This window comes from Ensifer sp. Root278 (assembly GCF_001429285.1).
GTDB lineage: Bacteria > Pseudomonadota > Alphaproteobacteria > Rhizobiales > Rhizobiaceae > Ensifer.
On sequence record NZ_LMJJ01000002.1, the window covers coordinates 117,435 to 134,016 of the forward strand.

Annotated in this window: 15 protein-coding genes and 1 pseudogene; 7 read left to right on the top strand and 9 right to left on the bottom strand. The window is 60.6% G+C overall.

Going from position 1 to position 16,582, the window contains the following annotated elements; translation table 11 throughout:
• Positions 1-55 precede the first annotated feature (55 nt).
• The 4 genes from ASE60_RS03500 to ASE60_RS03515 all read right to left on the bottom strand — a co-directional run bounded on the left by ASE60_RS03500 (position 56) and on the right by ASE60_RS03515 (position 4,659).
• Complete coding sequence (locus ASE60_RS03500; protein WP_057248354.1) at positions 56-1,003, bottom strand: MBL fold metallo-hydrolase; 948 nt, start codon at positions 1,001-1,003, stop codon at positions 56-58.
• 114 nt (positions 1,004-1,117) lie between these two features.
• Positions 1,118-2,713: an MFS transporter gene (locus ASE60_RS03505; protein ID WP_057248355.1), complete on the bottom strand. Its 1,596-nt coding sequence runs from the start codon at positions 2,711-2,713 to the stop codon at positions 1,118-1,120.
• Complete coding sequence (locus ASE60_RS03510) at positions 2,710-3,804, bottom strand: HlyD family secretion protein (RefSeq protein ID WP_057248356.1); 1,095 nt, start codon at positions 3,802-3,804, stop codon at positions 2,710-2,712. Before ASE60_RS03510 ends, ASE60_RS03505 begins: the two co-directional genes overlap by 4 nt.
• A 102-nt stretch (positions 3,805-3,906) precedes the next feature.
• Positions 3,907-4,659 carry an SDR family oxidoreductase gene (locus tag ASE60_RS03515; RefSeq protein ID WP_057248357.1) on the bottom strand — a complete coding sequence of 251 codons (753 nt, stop codon included), beginning with the start codon at positions 4,657-4,659 and terminating at the stop codon, positions 3,907-3,909.
• A gap of 229 nt (positions 4,660-4,888) precedes the next feature.
• Between ASE60_RS03515 and ASE60_RS03520 the strand changes: the two genes are divergently transcribed.
• Positions 4,889-6,484: a winged helix-turn-helix domain-containing tetratricopeptide repeat protein gene (locus ASE60_RS03520; RefSeq protein WP_057248358.1), complete on the top strand. Its 1,596-nt coding sequence runs from the start codon at positions 4,889-4,891 to the stop codon at positions 6,482-6,484.
• Between the two features lie 112 nt (positions 6,485-6,596).
• Here ASE60_RS03520 and ASE60_RS35425 read toward each other — a convergent pair whose 3' ends face one another.
• On the bottom strand, positions 6,597-6,785 hold the full coding sequence (locus ASE60_RS35425; protein ID WP_057248359.1) for a hypothetical protein: 189 nt from the start codon (positions 6,783-6,785) through the stop codon (positions 6,597-6,599).
• Between the two features lie 317 nt (positions 6,786-7,102).
• On the opposite strand from ASE60_RS35425, the gene ASE60_RS03530 reads away from it, so the two are divergent.
• The 6 genes from ASE60_RS03530 to ASE60_RS03555 all read left to right on the top strand — a co-directional run bounded on the left by ASE60_RS03530 (position 7,103) and on the right by ASE60_RS03555 (position 11,201).
• On the top strand, positions 7,103-8,032 hold the full coding sequence (locus ASE60_RS03530) for an MBL fold metallo-hydrolase (RefSeq protein ID WP_057248360.1): 930 nt from the start codon (positions 7,103-7,105) through the stop codon (positions 8,030-8,032).
• A gap of 221 nt (positions 8,033-8,253) precedes the next feature.
• A complete protein-coding gene (locus ASE60_RS03535) occupies positions 8,254-8,514 on the top strand; it encodes an adenylate/guanylate cyclase domain-containing protein (RefSeq protein WP_057248361.1) in 261 nt (86 codons plus the stop codon).
• A 2-nt stretch (positions 8,515-8,516) separates the two neighbouring features.
• Positions 8,517-8,732, top strand: coding sequence for a hypothetical protein (locus ASE60_RS03540; RefSeq protein WP_057248362.1), 216 nt, complete (start codon positions 8,517-8,519; stop codon positions 8,730-8,732).
• A 278-nt stretch (positions 8,733-9,010) separates the two neighbouring features.
• Complete coding sequence (locus ASE60_RS03545) at positions 9,011-9,862, top strand: alpha/beta hydrolase (RefSeq protein WP_057248363.1); 852 nt, start codon at positions 9,011-9,013, stop codon at positions 9,860-9,862.
• Positions 9,863-9,964: 102 nt separating this feature from the next.
• Positions 9,965-10,438, top strand: a complete 474-nt coding sequence (locus tag ASE60_RS03550) for a Rid family hydrolase (RefSeq protein ID WP_057248364.1) — start codon at positions 9,965-9,967, stop codon at positions 10,436-10,438.
• Between the two features lie 127 nt (positions 10,439-10,565).
• Complete coding sequence (locus ASE60_RS03555; RefSeq protein ID WP_057248365.1) at positions 10,566-11,201, top strand: response regulator; 636 nt, start codon at positions 10,566-10,568, stop codon at positions 11,199-11,201.
• A gap of 340 nt (positions 11,202-11,541) precedes the next feature.
• Here the strand turns inward: ASE60_RS03555 and ASE60_RS03560 are convergent, their stop codons facing one another.
• From ASE60_RS03560 to ASE60_RS03570, 4 genes and pseudogenes are all read right to left on the bottom strand, one after another.
• Positions 11,542-12,180: a response regulator transcription factor gene (locus ASE60_RS03560; RefSeq protein ID WP_057248366.1), complete on the bottom strand. Its 639-nt coding sequence runs from the start codon at positions 12,178-12,180 to the stop codon at positions 11,542-11,544.
• A 105-nt stretch (positions 12,181-12,285) separates the two neighbouring features.
• The gene (locus ASE60_RS35430; RefSeq protein WP_176707579.1) at positions 12,286-12,678 is read right to left on the bottom strand and encodes a response regulator; all 393 of its coding nucleotides are present in this window, start codon (positions 12,676-12,678) and stop codon (positions 12,286-12,288) included.
• Between the two features lie 15 nt (positions 12,679-12,693).
• Positions 12,694-13,320: pseudogene (locus ASE60_RS35435) on the bottom strand (response regulator); the annotation flags it as partial.
• Complete coding sequence (locus ASE60_RS03570; RefSeq protein ID WP_082615727.1) at positions 13,317-16,322, bottom strand: PAS domain-containing protein; 3,006 nt, start codon at positions 16,320-16,322, stop codon at positions 13,317-13,319. The pseudogene ASE60_RS35435 and the gene ASE60_RS03570, both read right to left, overlap by 4 nt.
• Between the last annotated feature and the right edge of the window lie 260 nt (positions 16,323-16,582).

Sequence of the window (16,582 nt, forward strand, 5' to 3'; positions counted from 1 at the left end):
GTCGCCATGCACGCGAACCGATGGTTCTTGCGCGCCATTCGCTCAGTTGGAGACGTCAGTAGTCCCAGAATACCGGAACCCACCGGAAGCGATCGCCATCGATCGCCACATGTCCGACGGACGGGAAAGGCAGGTGCGTGGCCACCAGCGACGATCCTGTCTCGGCCAGTTCCTTCATGAGACGCACCCGAACGCGCGCAGCCTCCTCGGGGTCGTGCTCAAAGCCGTTGTACCAGTCGGGATGGTCGAAGGCGACGGCGAACAGGGCATCGCCGGCAAACATCAGCCGGTCGCCTCCCGAGGCCACGCGGACCACGCAGTGCCCGGGCGTATGGCCGCCCGTGCGCTGCGCAACCACGCCCGGCGCGACCTCGCACTCGTCCTCGAACGGTCGAAGATGGTTGCGATACTCGTTCGCGAAGCGCTTGGCAGTTGCCCGGAGCGCGTCCGGGAAACCCTGCGGCATGACCGCGTGCGAGAAATCCGGCGATTCCCAGAATTTGATCTCGGCGGCCGCCACGTGGATCCGCAAATCCGGGCGCAGTTGCTCCTTCACGCCATCGACGAGCAGTCCGCCAATATGGTCCATGTGCATGTGGGTAAGAACCACGTCGGTCACTGCTGCGAGATCGATACCCGCAGCCTCCAGGCGCCTGATCAACTGACCCGCCCGAGGCAGGTTCAAGTCCGGATCCATGCCGAGCCCGGCGTCGATGAGAATGGTTTGGGCACCGCTTCGCACCACGACCACGTTCAGCGACCAGTCGAAAGCATCCTGCGGCAAGAACATGTCTCCAAGCCAGGCTGCCCGATCGGCCGGGTCGGCATTGTGTCCCAACATCGTGGTTGGCAAGGGCAGCACCCCATCGCTGACCACCAGCACCTCTATGTCACCGACCCGCACCGCGTAGCGCGATGGAACCAGCTCTTCTGGAGCCGACCGACCGGGCGGCGCGGGCTCCAAAGTCGTGTTCGTATGGGATCTTGCTTCTAGCGGCGACATGACGCCCTCCTGTTTGCCTGATCGAAGAGTACTGTTCACAGTTCACGGCTTGGACTCTAGGTTCGAGCGATGTTGACGGTCGAGCTATACCTGGGTTTAGGGCGGCCCGTTCGGTCAACGGTCGGGGTGCGTGTGGCGTGCTTTGGCTCGCCTGGCGAATCCGACCTTGATGGCCACGAGCACGGGCGCTGCGACGACGAACAGCAGCGCCACGGCAGTGAACGCCGTGTCGAAGGCGATCACGATTGACTGTCCGGTGACTGCGCGGCCGAGAAGCGCCATCGCGGCTCGGCTGGCGGGAACAGCATCCATGCCACGCGCCGCGAGCATGGCTGTCGTGCCGGCCAGACGTTCGATGACAGCCTGACCTCCCGCATTGACGCTCGATCCAAGAACCGCGACGTTTGCGGCGACGTTATGGTCGATAAGGGTCTGAAGCCCGGCAACGCCGACAAGACCGCCGAACTGGCGCCCGGTGTTGAACAGTCCAATGCCGGAGGCGAGGTTTCGCCTGTCGAGATTGGTAAAGGCAATCAGCGTGATCGACAGGAACAGGAAACCAAGGCCGAGGCCGCGCAAAAGGATCGCAGCCATCATGTCGGCGGCACCGCTTTCACTGGTCGAGCCGGACAGCATCCACATGGCCACCGTGATCATCAAGATACCGAAGGGCACGGTCGCGAACGGAGGAAGCCGACGGACCTGCATGAGAAAGGCGGCAAAAAGCAAGGCCCCGACGAAGAGGGTACCGCTCGGCAGGAGCAGCAGGCCCGCATCGGTCGGCGTGAAAGCAAGAACGGAGACGGCAAAAGACGGGATCAGGAACGCGCTGCCAAACAGCGCCGCTCCGGCGACAAAACTGACGATGAAGGCGAAGGCGAAATCGTCCGATCTGAACACGGTAAAATCGAGGAGGCCGGTGCCCTTGCGCAGCACCTGCTGCCCGAGAAACAAGAATAGCGAGGCCACGCCGACCACCGAGAGCCAAAGGATGCGCGGCTGTTCAAACCAGTCCCAGCGGCTTCCCTGGCTGAAGACATAGGTGAAGCAGAAAAGTGCCAGCGAGACGAGCGTAATCCCGACCCAATCAAATGGACGTTGCCTCGTCATGAAGGGTGTCGGATCGTCAACCATCAAGAGGAGCCCGGTAGCGCCGAGAGACAGGACGACGTTGCAGTAGAAGATCCAGATCCAGGACTGGCTGTCGAGCAGCCACCCCTGAAGTGTCGGAGCGAGCGTTGCGGGCGCGACCACCGCGCCCATTGCAAACAGCGCCTGAAGGATTGGTTGATGGGCGCTCCGAAAAGCAAAGAAGATGGTGGCCTGCCCTGCAACGAGCAGGACCCCGCCGGCAAGCCCCTGAACGATCCGGAGGGCAATCAAAAGATCCAGCGACGTCGTCGCGGACGCCATCCCGGACGCAAGCCCCATGATGAGCGTCGATCCGATCACGAGACTGAGCGGACGGATGCGGGTCAGCATCGAAGCGGCGACCATGAAGCCGATGAGCTTGAAGGCGGTATAACCGACGTCGAGCCAGGCGAACTCGTCCGGAGTGGCGTAGGTATCACCGATGATATCGCCGCGTCCGAGCGAAAGAACGGTGCTCGCAATCGCCTCTGTCAGTGCCGCCAGCACGATACCTATGACGAGCAACACTCCGGACGCAGACGTGTCGCGGTTCCTGGTGATGGCTACGTGCCTGGTCATGACCCGCTCCTGAGATCAACGTCCACCCTTGCGGACAGACCTGGCACCAGCCGCCCAGTCAAAGGGTTGTTGGCAAACCGGATCTTGACCGGGACCCGCTGGACGACGCGCACGAAGTTGCCGGTTGCATTGTCTGACGGCAGCAGGCTGAAGGCTGAGCCGCTGCCCGGCGCGAAGCTGTCGACTGTGCCGTCAAGCGTCTGACCCGGATAGCTGTCTATAGTGATGCGAACGCTCTGCCCCGGCTGGATGTGTTCAAGCTGCGTTTCCTTGAAATTGGCAACAACCCACACATCGTCGACCGGAACGATATCGAGCAGGGTGGTGCCAGGCGCGACGAACCGGCCGACGCGAACCTGGCGGTTGCCGATAACCCCACCGACCGGGGCGCGGACGGTCGTGCTCTCCAGATCGATCTGAGAAAGGTCGCGCGCCGCTTCTGCCTGTGCCACGGCCGCGACGGCGGCTTCACGCTGCGCCGCGAGCACGGTGATGCGTTGCTTCTGCGCCTCGATCGTCGCAGAGGCCGCAGATACGCCTGCCTCCGTTTTCGATCGCGCCGCTTCGCTTTCGTCGACATGCGCCTGACTGATGGTGTTGCTGCGGATCAGTTCGCGCCGGCGTTCATATGCCTTGGCGGCAAGATTCATCTCTGCGATGGCCGATAGCTTCTGGGCTTCGGCCTGACGAATAAGGGCGTGCTGGAGCTCAGTCTCCGCATCGACGTTGACAAGCCGAGCCTTGGCAGCTTCGACATTGGCCGCCGCTTGCGCAAGGCGAGCGCGATAGTCCCTGTCATCGATCCGGAAAAGCACTTCGCCCGCCCGAACGCTCTGGTTGTCCTGGACCTCGACGGCCACGACGTAGCCGGCAACCTTTGGTGCAAGCGAGGTGACATCGCCACGAACATAGGCGTTATCCGTCGACGCCTCACTGCCCGGACGGGCCCAGGCCCAGCCGCCTGCGACGGCCACCACGGCGCCGAGGCAAAGCAACACGCCGAGTTTCTTCTTCTTGCTGGATCGCTTCGGAGCGACGCCGACTGAGGCGGTGCCGGTGGCGGCGGCAATCTTGTCTTCGAGCGTATCCATTGTCCCAGTCCCTGTTGGATTTCGTGGCGTCGTCACGGCAAAGGGGATGTCGGACCCCCATGTCGAAGCACGAGCATGGCCCCATTCCCGATACTTGCGATTTCAGTGTCCGACCTGTTGGCCGACCCAATCGTCGAACCGAGTTGCACCGAGCCGCGGGTTCTTGCCGGGGGTCAGCGACTGGTCATCCAGGAGTGCGCCGAAATAGCGTGCGTGAACGTCCGGGACGACCTTCCGATCATCCTTGATCGCCCGCAGGAAATGCCGGACCACCTCGTCGAGCGGTATGGCCTCCGGTCCGGCGACTTCGATCGTTCCGTTGACGGGCGGCGCGAGTGCAATATCGGCAAGCGCCGCCACGACATCGTCGGAGGCGATGGGCTGGAACAACGCGGGTGAAAGGCGAACCTCTCCGTCGACTGTTGCCGATTGCGCGATGCCGCCGACGAACTCAAAAAACTGCGTGGCCCGCAGGATGGTGTAGGGGATACCGGCTGCCTTGATGAGGTTTTCCTGCGCGACCTTTGCCCGGAAGTAGCCGTTATCAGGCAACCGCTCGCTGCCGACGATCGACAGCGCGATGTGATGACGCACGCCGGCGGCAGCTTCGGCGGCCAACAGGTTGCGCCCCGACGTCTCGAAGAATTCGAGGACGGCCTTGTCGTCCCAAACCGGCGCGTTGGCGACGTCGACGACCACATCGGTCCGATCCATCGCTGCGGCCAAGCCTTCACGCGTGATCGTGTTGACGCCGGTATTTGGCGCGGCTGCAAGCACATCGTGTCCGTGCTCGCGCAGGCTCTTCACAAGTTTCGATCCGATAAGGCCGGTGCCTCCGATGACGACGATCTTCATGGGTTCACTCTGCTTCTTCTCGACTGCACCATTGCCGCCGATCTGCGCTGAGACTGCTCCTATGCACCAGGGAAGTCCTTGGGCCTGTCTTGAATTTCCCTTGTGGATAGCTTGATTGTCCGTCCAAGCGGTTGTGTGATCGTGGGGGGATGCTCTAACGACGCGATGGCGTGGCAGTTGTCCGCGGATGGCAATCGCCAGCCAGGGAAAGTCGACCAGGAGGGCTGAGGTGCAATTCAAGTTCGCAGGCTATCTGCTCGATCCGGAACGCCGGGAACTGACGCTCAGCGGGCAGGTTGTCGCCGTCGGTCCGCAGGTCTTCGACCTGTTGGTGCATCTCATCGAGAATCGCGACAGAGTCGTTGGAAAGGATGATCTGCTGCTCGCCATCTGGGGCGGCAGGATCGTCTCGGAATCGACGATCACCAGCCACATAAACGCCGTTCGCAAGGCCATCGGTGACAGCGGCGAAGAACAGCAACTGGTGCGCACCATCCCCCGCAAGGGCTTCCGCTTCGTCGGCGAGGTCCGTCTTGTCGATGTCGGAAACGATATCCTTTCGCAAGGTTCGGGCCGCGTCGATGGCAGCTCTGGAGATGCACCCGTGGTGGCGCCGGAACTCCCTCTGCCCGACAAACCCTCCATAACCGTCTTGCCCTTCCAGAACCTGAGCGGCGATCCGGAGCAGGAGTATTTTACGGACGGGGTAGTGGAGGACATCATCACCGCACTGTCACGGTTCCGCTGGCTCTTTGTCATCGCGCGCAATTCGAGCTTCACCTACAAGGACCGCGCCGTGGAAGCGACCGAAGCGGGGCGTGAGCTCGGCGTGCGCTATGTTCTGGAAGGGAGCGTGCGCAAATCGGGAAAGAAGGTCCGCATCACCGGCCAGCTCGTCGATGCCACGACCGGTGCGCATCTCTGGGCCGAGCGCTTCGAAGGCACGTTCGACAACATTTTCGAGCTGCAGGATGAGATAGCCGAAAGCGTCGTCGGCGCGATTTCGCCGCAACTCGAACGGATCGAGATGGAGCGCGCCAAACGCAAGCCGACCGAAAGTCTCGACGCCTACGACTACTATCTTCGTGGCATGGCAAAACTGCACAGCGGCACCCGCGAGGCGCTCGAGGCTGCGCTGCCGCTGTTCTACAAGGCGATCGAGCTCGACAATGAATTTGCCTCCGCCTATGCCGGCGCCGCCTGGTGCTTCTTCTGGCGAAAGCTCAACGGCTGGATGCTCGATCGCACGGCAGAGATCGCCGAAGGCGCGAGACTGGCGCGGCTTGCGGTTGAGCTTGGCCGGGACGATGCCGTGGCGCTGACGAGAGGCGGCCACGCGCTCGGTCATCTCGCCGACGACCTCGATGCCGGCATTGCGTTGGTCGACAGGGCGCGACTGCTCAATCCGAACTTCGCACTCGCTTGGTTTCTGGGTGGCGTACTGCGCGTCTTTCGGGGTGAAACGGAGAGCGCCATCAAGGATCTCGCCCATGCCGTTCGCCTGAGCCCGCTCGACCCGGAGATGTTCCGCATGCAGACAGGAACGGCAATCGCGCATTTCTTTTCCGGTAACTATGACGATGCGCTGGTCTGGGCCGAGAAGGCACTCGCCAACCTGCCGAGCTTGCTCGTGGCAGTCGCGCTTGCCTCGGCAAGCCATGCGCTTGCCAACCGTCCCGACGAGGCAAGTCGGTATATGCGGCGCCTGAGGCAGCTTGATCCGGCGTTGCGCGTTTCCAATCTGCACGATTGGTTGCCGATCCATCGACCGGACGATTTCAAGCGGTTTGCCGACGGATTGCGGCTCGCAGGATTGCCGGAGTGACCATGGCCGCTTGCGGCGCGTAATGAACAGAGCGCGCGCTGTGCAATTGTCCGGCACCTCGACCACGACAGGTTTGCGAGCGTGCGTTCGATAAGGCGACCTTGACTGTTCGCTAACGTGCACGCATTCGGCGCTGTACGATGTTCATCTGGAGTTCGTGGCAGGACGCCTGTCGCCCAAGAAGCAACAGCAGTCTCCGTTCCTCGGCTTCGCAGATGCCCGCGCGCCGGCAGTACTCCGATACGTCCAGCAGCGGCTGCGCACCGGACAGGGCGATCAATTTAACCTCTGTGGGTGTCATGGAGTTCAGTCCGCCTGCGGTTGTGCCAATCATCACGTTCGTGATGTCACGGACCGAGCAACGCACCCAGGCTAGGCGATTGAATTGACCGCCGAAACTATACGCATGTTTGGTGACATTCGCTCGATCCACCGTTGACAAGCATGGAAGCAAAGCGTGCGCGTGGCGCGCCGATCGAAGCGCACGAACTCGCTTCACGGGGGCCGAGCACGAGCAGCCCCATACTCAGGTGTAGCTCGACCGCCAAAAGACCCGAACCTAGACTCCGCGATGTAACCCTGACCGGCACATCTCAACCGCGAAAACAGGAGCGCATCATGTCGAATGCACAAACAATTCCCCGAAAAGTCGTCACGCAAGAAAGACCCGCGCCGGATGAACTGGTTCCTTCACGCTACGCGGTACGGGTCGGTGACATCGACGTACTGGTCATCAGCGATGGCATCTTGACCCCACCGGCCGAGTCGATGGCCACCAACGTCGAACCCGAGGTGCGGGACGCGTGGCTCGATGACAGGTTTCTGTCAAAGGTTGCCTTCGATTGGGCGCTGAACGCCGTTGTCGTGCGCAGCGGCGACCAGACGATCCTCATCGACAGCGGTCTCGGCGAAGAGTATCCCGATTTCCCGCGGGCCGGACAGTTCGTCCATCGAATGGAAGCCGCCGGCGTCGATCTTGCCGCCGTGACCGACGTGGTGCTGACGCACATGCACTTCGACCATGTCGGTGGGCTCCTCGTAGAAGGCGTGAAGGAGCGCATGCGCCCGGATCTTCGCGTCCACGTGTGCGCCGCCGAGACCAAGTTCTGGCAGGCGCCCGATTTCTCGCTTACCGCCATGCCACCGGCGCTCGCAGATCTGGCGCGCAAGGCGTCCCTCGATTTTCTGAAAGCGTATCGCAGCAATCTGCGGACTTTTGACGAAGAGGCCCAAGTGGCACCGGGCGTGGTGGTCACTCGTACCGGCGGTCACACCCCCGGGCACAGCGTGGTCCGCATTTCGTCCGGTGGCGAGCGGCTGATGTTCGGCGGCGATGCCCTGTTCCCCGTCTCCTTCGACCACCCCGAGTGGCACAACGGCTTCGAACACGACCCTGAAGAGGCGACCCTAGTCCGGCTTCGGCTTATGCGTGAGCTTGCGGAGACTGGCTCCTGGCTGGTTTCAACACACATGCCGTTCCCATCGGTCGGCCGTGTCGCAACCGCCGGCGACCTTTACCGCTGGGTTCCGGCCTGGTGGGACTATTGACCGAGAGCTTCTGTCAGGAATGAACCAGGCGACTGCCTTGGCCTGAGTAGCGGTCGATTGTTGCCCCGTACGGCGCTTTTTCGCCGCGAGGCATCGATCGGCCGTTGACCCTGGTTAGCAGCGAGGAGGCTAAACTTGCCGCACCGTGTTCTAGACAACCCTGAGAGCCGCCGCTTCGAACTCCCTATCGAAGCGGACGCGATCGCAGCCGCATATTATCGGTGAACAGCTTCTTCAACGCCGTCGGAGAACCGATTGAAAAGCATGGCGGAGAAATCCTGAAATTTATCGGAGACGGTCTGCTTGCCATTTTTCCGATGGATCGTAAGGAAGCCTGCATGGACCTGATAGCGGCGGTCCGGGAGGGGTATCAGGCTGCGTCTCGCCTTTGGCTGCAAGACGACCACGTGCGCTTCGGCTTGGGCATCCACCTCGGCGCGTCAATTACGGCAACATCGGTTCAAGACACCGTCTCGACTTAACTGTGATCGGTTCTGCCATCAACAGGGGCTTCAAGCTCGAGGCACTCACCAAACGCCTGCGCCGTCCCGCACTTCTCTCGCAAGAGTTCGTGGACACCGCAGGGTGCCATGCGCAAACCGAACGCCTCGGGTCTCATATGGTGGACGGCATCGCAACCTCGATCGAGGTGTATGCCTTGCGCCTTGAAAGTCCGGGCAGCGGCGTGACGTTTGGTTAGGCTGCCGCACGCCACTTTTCGTGACCACGCCATCAGGGTCCAGGCGGCCTGCGAGAGATCGTCGAAACCAAGGTATACCTTTCCCGCGATGCGCCAGGTGCTAGCGTCTTCACGCCGCCTGCCAGCCGCTATTCCCGCCGAAATACGGTTCCTGCCAGGGGGTCAAAACGGTCTTGTGTTAGCGAAGGGGCCTACGTCAGGGCCGTGTTTCGCGAGCTGAGCATCGCGGCTTGAACGCATCATTTGATGCGGCAAAACCAGCACAGAAAGGATTGGCCATGACAGCCGAGCAACCCGGTCACGGATACGTAACGACAGAAGATTGGACCAGGATTTTCTTCAAGGATTGGGGGCCACGCGACGCGCAGCCGATCGTGTTCCATCACGGGTGGCCGTTGAGCGGAGATGATTGGGACAACCAGATGCTTTTCTTCCTCGCAAAAGGCTATCGCGTCATTGCCCATGACCGCCGTGGCCACGGGCGATCCGAGCAGGTGAGCGGTGGCCATGACATGGACCATTACGCTTCCGACGTAGCCTCCCTCGTGCGGCAATTGGATTTGCGCAACGCGATCCATATCGGGCATTCGACGGGTGGTGGCGAAGCGACCCGGTACGTCGCCCGTCACGGCGAGGGCCGCGTGGCCAAGCTCGTCCTGATCGGCGCGGTACCACCGCTTATGCTCAGGACGCCGACCAACCCAGAGGGGCTCCCGATCGAAGCGCTTGACGGCTACCGCGAGGCGCTCGCAACCAACAGGGCGCAGCTCTATCACGACATCGCAAACGGACCCTTCTACGGCTTCAACCGTCTTGGCGCCACACCATCTGCAGCCGTAAGCCACAATTGGTGGCGACAGGGGATGATGGGAGCCGCCAATGCCCACTATCTTGGCGTCAAGGCCTTCTCGGAAACCGACTTTACCGAAGACCTCAAGATGATCGACGTGCCGACCCTGGTACTGCATGGCGATGACGACCAGGTCGTTCCGCTGGCAATTTCCGCCCCCCGTTCAGCTCAACTTCTGAAGAACTCCACCCTCAAGATCTACGAGGGCTTCCCTCACGGCATGGCGACCACGCACGCGGCCGTCATCAACCAGGACATTCTCAGCTTTATCACCAAGTAGAGAGTGGAAGGGCGCCTCGGCGCCCTTCGTCGCCACACGCGACCTGAAACAGAACTGAGCTTCGAGCGGTTGCGAATTGCGGCCGCCGCCTACCCGGAAGGAATGGAGGATTTCATGTGTTCCCCGAAAAAACGGACCGCAAACTTCGGTGTGCCGTGGGAAAAAGCCTACGGCTACTCTCAGGCCGTGCAGGTTAAAGGCATCATCTATGTCTCCGGCCAGCTAAGCCACGACTGGGCCGGCAACCTCGTCGCCCCGGCAAAACTGGATCCATCCGGAAGACCGGTCGATTTTTCAACCATGGAAGAGCAGATGCGGCAGACCTACGCCAATGCCGTCGCCGTGCTTGCCGAATTCGGCGCTTCACTCGACGATGTGGTCGAAGAGACACTCTATGTGCTCGATGTCGATGCCGCATTTGCGGCTTCTGGCAAGGTCCGCAAGGAGATGTATGGAGCCGAGGTGCCTGAATGTGCGAGCAACCTCATTGGGGTTTCCCGCCTGGCATTTCCCGAACAACTGATCGAAGTCACCTTTCGGGCGATCGTACCGTGCGTTTCGCTTTGCGGCGCCTGACAGCAAGCCAGCGGCTGGTCAACCGGGCGGACAGTCGAGGTAGAGCAAACCTTCGTTTTATAGCCAGCAGAACCACGTCGGATAAAATGGGTGGATGTTGGTACCTGACGATCAAGGGAGCTAAACAATGCCCGAACGTTCAAACCCCATCGAAGCAGCCACCGACGTGAACATAGTCCACATCATCGACGACGATGAAAGGATTCGCTCGGCGCTGCTGGAACTCTTCTGTTCTTCAGGAATACAGGCCGAAGCCTTCGTCGACACCGCGGATTTCGACGAAAGGGGGGATCCGGAGGCCGCAGGGTGCCTGTTGCTCGATGTGAAACTGCCCGGCATGAGCGGTATCGAGTATCAAAGGAAACTGTCGGATGCGGGCTTCGACCTTCCGATCGTTTTCATGACCGGCGATGGAGACGTCCCGACGAGCGTCACTGCCATGAAGGCGGGAGCCGTCGATTTCCTGTTGAAACCCTTCGAGGTGAATGACCTGCTTTGTGCGGTGGCCGCAGCTATGGAGGAAGGAAAAAAGCAGCGGGAAGTGGCTGCAAGGAGAAAACATGCCCGCCAGTGCGCGGCCAGCCTCACCCCCCGCGAACGGCAGGTAATGAAGCTTGTCACCCAAGGTCTCATGAACAAGCAGGCCGCATTCGAACTGGGGATCAGCGAAATCATGGTCAAGCTTCATCGCGCAAGCGCGATGAAAAAGATGCAGGCACGTACATTCAGCGACCTCGTAAGGAAGTCGGAACTGCTTCAGTGAGGTCGCTGCCTGAGCTTGCGACCGCAAGAGTCGGTCGCGCCCCTTTTCCGGCCGTCCTGGCCCCATTGCGGTCCGCAGCGTGATGTGTCCAACAAACAACCGGCTTCGCGTCGCGATCGGCTTCGCTAAACGAACGTATAGTGATGTAGGTGCGTGAAAGACGGTAGGCTTCCAGCACCATCCTTGGCCGGCACCTTCGTCAGGAGGTGATTATCTGAGTGCCGCAGTCCCCTCCCCGCGGCACGGCCGCCCAAGGCCGGCACACCTAGGGGCCGTTTGACCAAGGGCAGGCGGCCTCCTTTTCTTGACTAGGGTCGAATCCTGCGGGTCCGCGCGTCGCTCAATTGCGTCGTAGCTGTTCGGTTTTCCGAACGAGATCTGCCAGCGAACGGCTCTGCATCTTGCGCATAAGGCTCATCCGATGGAGCTTTACGGTCATTTCGCTAATTCCGAGTTGGTAGGCCACCTGCTTGTTCATAAGGCCACTGACCACCGCAAACATCACTTCCTGCTCGCGAGGAGAAAGGGTATCCACCAGCGCCTGGATCCGGTCGCGTTCTGCCTCGACTTTGCGACGCTCGGCGTCGAGCTTTATGGCACGATCTACGGCCTCGAGGAGATCCTGGTCGGAGAAAGGCTTTGTGAGGAAATCCATGGCGCCAGCCTTCATCGCCTTTACGCTTGTTGGAATGTCTGCGTGACCCGTCAGAAAGATGACAGGCAGCCGGCTCCCGGCAAGCAGGAGATGTTCCTGTAGGTCCAGGCCGGTGCCGCCCGGCATACGCAGATCCAGGACAAGGCAACCGGGCGCCTGAATGTCGGCAGTCTCCAAGAACTCTGGACCGTTCGAGAAGGCAGTCGCCCGCTTTTGGGTCACCGTGAACAAATCGAGCAACGCTTCCCGCATCGCCTCGTCGTCGTCAACGACGTAGACGATAGGTTCCGCAAGCTTTTCCGCCTTGGTTTGAGCGTGTTGCATCAGATTGGCCTCTGTTTCATCCCGCGCGCATCATCGACGATCACGACGAGCGGGCGTTCGCTTTGACGGTGCGCGTGCGAAACGACCGTCGGTTTGAGCAGTAGTTCAGGCTTCATCGCTCCCCTCCATATCTCGGTCGGACAATGCAGCGGCAAGCGTGGCAAGCAGAACCTGCGCATCGAAGGGTTTTCTGAAGCAGCAAGTCCGGTCGTGCACACTCAGCTGATCGGCGATCTCGTGCCGTCCAGTCATCAGGAAAACAGGCAGACTCGGCTCTTTCCTCTTTACCAAGTCTCTAAGTTCGAACCCGTCCATTCCCGGCATACCGATATCCGTGATGAGCGCATCCAAACCCGGTAGCCCAGCGGAAAGAAGCGATCGGCCCGACGAAAAGCTGCGAGCCGAGTAGCCGGCCGACTCCAAGAGGTCCTCCAGCGACTCCAGCAATCTCGGATCGTCGTCAACAATCGCGACGACCTGCCGATGCGGCAAAGCCATCGATTTCACGCCGGTCTTGCGGGCATGCGTGATGGGGATCTTCAAACGTTCCGCGATCCGGACCAAGTCGGCAAAAGAACCCGCCTTCATCTTTTGCATCACATTTCGCCGGTGGATCTGCAGGGTCACCTCGCTGATGCCGAGTTCCGCGGCCGCCTGCTTGTTGAGTAGCCCGCTTATGACCAGCGGCAGCACCTCGCGTTCGCGCGGTGTCAGGTCGAGATAGCGCCGCCTCAGCTTTGCGAACTCTGCGCGCTCGGCTCGTCTTTTCTCGTCTTGGGCAATGGCCGTGTGAATGGCGGCCATCAAATCCGCGTCGGTAAACGGTTTGGTCAAAAAGTCCACCGCGCCATCCTTTATGGCGCGCACCGACGAACGGATATCTCCGTGACCGGTTATGAATACGATCGGTGGATGTTCCCCTGTCGCTATTTCACTTTGAAGATCCAGACCGTTGATGTCCGGCAACTCGATATCCAACAGCAGGCAGGCTGGCGTGTCTGGTTTCTCTGAATTGACATAGTCTCCGGCCGAACCGAAGGCGATCGACTGGATACCGTGTGAGGCCAAAAGCTCGCACAGAGCCTCGCGGATCCGATTGTCGTCATCGACGATGAAAACTGTGTATTCGTCGTTCGTCATGCCGCCGCTTCCACTTCAATCGGCAACGTAAACGTGAAGATTGCGCCACTCGGTTCATTATTTTGCACCCACAGTCGCCCCCCGTGCGACTCAATGATCGAACGACAAATTGCCAGGCCCATCCCCATTCCATTCACTTTCGTCGTAAAGAAGGCTTCGAAAATTCGTTCAGGAAACGCGACACCCATGCCACGGTCACTGACCTCGGTCGCAACAAAATCACCAACGCGATGGACCCTGACGCTAACAACGCGGTCGCGAACAGCGGCGTCCATCGCGTCCATACCGTTACGAATGAGGTTCACCAGAACCTGCTGGATCTGCACCTGGTCGACGACAACATTCGGGAGGGCTCGCTCGATATCGAGCTCGACCCGGACGCGACGGCGCATGGCCTCCTCTGTGATGAGATGAACTGCTTCGGCAATCACGTTCACAAGATCGGTATTACTCTGCGGCTCGACGCGCTGTCTGAACAGGGCGCGGATGCGGCTGACGACCTCCGCCGCAGAGTTGGCGTCACGGATGATGCGTTCGGCTGTGATCTTTGCCCGATCGAGATTGGGTGGTTCGGCCAGCAGCCAACGGTGACAGGCGTTGGAGTTGGCCACGATCGCTGCCAATGGTTGGTTCACCTCATGGGCAATTGATGCGGAAAGCTCAGCCAGGCTCGCCGACTGGCTGGCTCTGGAAAGCCTCTCTTGCGCAAGACGCAATTCGTCCTGCGCCTGAACCTCGCCATCGATATCAAGGCAAATCACGTTCCACTGGATGATGGCGCCCTCCAGATTGCGCATGGCAGCCGCTCTGGTCTCGACCCACCGATACTCGCCGTCAAACCGCCGCAGACGGTGTTTGCGCGCATAAGGTTCACCCGTGGCCAGGGAATGCGCATACTTCTCCTTGACCCCTGCAACATCGTCGGGATGCACCCCTGCATCAAGCGTTGCGTCCAGCCGAGACTTCCCGGTTCCGTCCAGATCTTCAAGATTATACCCGAGAAATTCCCGCAACTGCTGGCTGCGATAGACCGGCTCGCCGTTTGGCGCGGCGCAGTCGATCATCGCCGGCAATGTCTCGACCAGTTGCCAAAGCGATCGCTCGCGTTCGCGCAGCGCTTCCTCGACCCGCAATTGATCGTCGATATCATGTGACAGCCCGTACCATTGCACGATCTTTCCACTGTCGTCGCGCAGGGGTTCTGCATTGCTTTCAACCCAGCGATAGACGTCATCCGAGCGGCGCAGCCGAAACCTTTTCGAGAAGTTTTCGCCGGTGGCGATAGATCGGTTCAGTGCGTCCTCAAGACCGGATGCATCGTCCGGGTGGACGGCTCCTCTGAAGATGGCCGCCAGCCGGCGCGGGTCCGGCTGATCGGAACTCGCTGCATCCAGACCCAGAAAGCACATCAGCCGCTTATTGAAAAATGTTGGCTCGCCCTGACGGTTCAGGCGCCAAAGCAGGCTGGGAACGATATCGACGAGCTGTAGGAGTTCTCTTTCGCGGTCGCGCAACGCGTTCTGTGCACGCATCTCATCATCGATGTCGATCGAGATCGCATACCAATTTGCAATTCCCCCCTCCGGGTCGATCAGCGGCGCCGCACGCCCGTCGACCCAACGGTAGACGCCGTCCGAGCGGCGCAAGCGGTACTTCATTCCGTAAGATTCGCCTGTCGCAACGGAATGGCGGACCGCTTCCAGGAGGCGCGCGGAGTCGTCCGGATGCACGAGCATTTCCATCGCCGTCGTCAGACGGCTGCCAGCCGGTGTTTCCAACTGTGCGAGATCTTTCCACCCATAGAAATCAAGCAGGCGCTTGTTGAAAAAGGTCGGTTCGCCGTTGGGCCCCAGTCGGCGGATGTGAACCGGGACCATGTCGACAAGCTGCGAGAGTTCGAGCTCTCGGCCACGCAACGCCTCAACGGTCTTCTTGTAAACATCGATGTCGAGCGCGATGCCGAACCAGCCCACGATGCGGCCTCGGGCGTCGCGGGCGGCCCGGGCGGCAGTCCTGGCCCAGACATAACTTCCAGATACGCGGCGGAAGCGAAACTCGACGTTGAAGTCATCCCCCGTTTCGAGGCAACGATTCCATGCCGCTGCGGTCCGCTCGTAATCGTCCGGATGCAGCAATTGCTTCCAGGCCGTGTGACCTTCGTCAACGGAAACGTTCAGTTGTTCCGCAGTGACGCCGAGCGAGTTCTGCGCAAATGGATGCAGGTAAATCCAGCGTCCGCGCGCATCGAAAGCCCAGCCGTTGCCGAATATGCTCTCGACAGCTCTCGCAGACCGCAATGGTTCTGGCTCACCAGCGGTATCGGACGCCGTAACCATACGAGGCTCGCGATCCGTCACCAACTCGTCGATGTCGACGCTGACGCTGTACCCCGGCTCGGCACGGGTTTCCGTCCACCTATACTTGCCGTCGGGCTGTCGCTGTCTGTGCCTGGTGACCTGGGGAACACCCGTCCAGAACGCACGCGCGGCCGCATGCGCCGCTGCAGTTCGATCGTCGGGGTGAATTGCGCTCAATGAGCTTGGCAATTCCTGTACGGCCGCCTCCGCCGTATCGGCAAAACGAGCGGCCGCGTCAGACGTTTCGATGTCGATTATGGCGCCGTACCAGCCAAGGATACGATCATCACCATCGCGCAAGGGCTGAGCAGACGTGCGGCTCCAACCGTAAGCGCCGCTTTTGCGCAGAGTTCGATGCTCGATATTGAAGTGCTCGCCCGATTCAAGGCACCAGTGCCAGAGCGCCATTGACCGTCCGTAATCGTCCGGATGGATCATTCTCCTCCAGCCGAGAGGACCACCATCCGACTGTGAGCTGAACTCCTCAAGCGTCAGGGCCAGCCGCGACAGCACCGCAGGGCTGACGCAAACGATCTCACCGGCCGGGTTCGCAGCCCAAGCGTTGCCGACCACACTTTCGATGATCCGCACCGCCTGCATTGCTTCCAGCCCGATTTCGTCAGGTGTGTCGAACGCTTTCGTCATTGCCTTCTCCTGCAGGACGAGGAAGCCACTATCAGCGCTCTGCATAGCAGTCGTTCTCGATATCCGGACTGCGCGAACTAGCCGCCCATCCTATTCTCGCCGCGTCTCCCCTGCATCCTATGGAAATCTATGACAACTCGCCGTGTATTCTAAGCTGTACCTCCGCATAGGCGAAGAGTAACTCTCGGCCTCGTCTGGCAGCTCGACCTGGACGGCAAGACGGTTCCCTAATGCACTGCAGCCAGGCCGATAGATGGTTG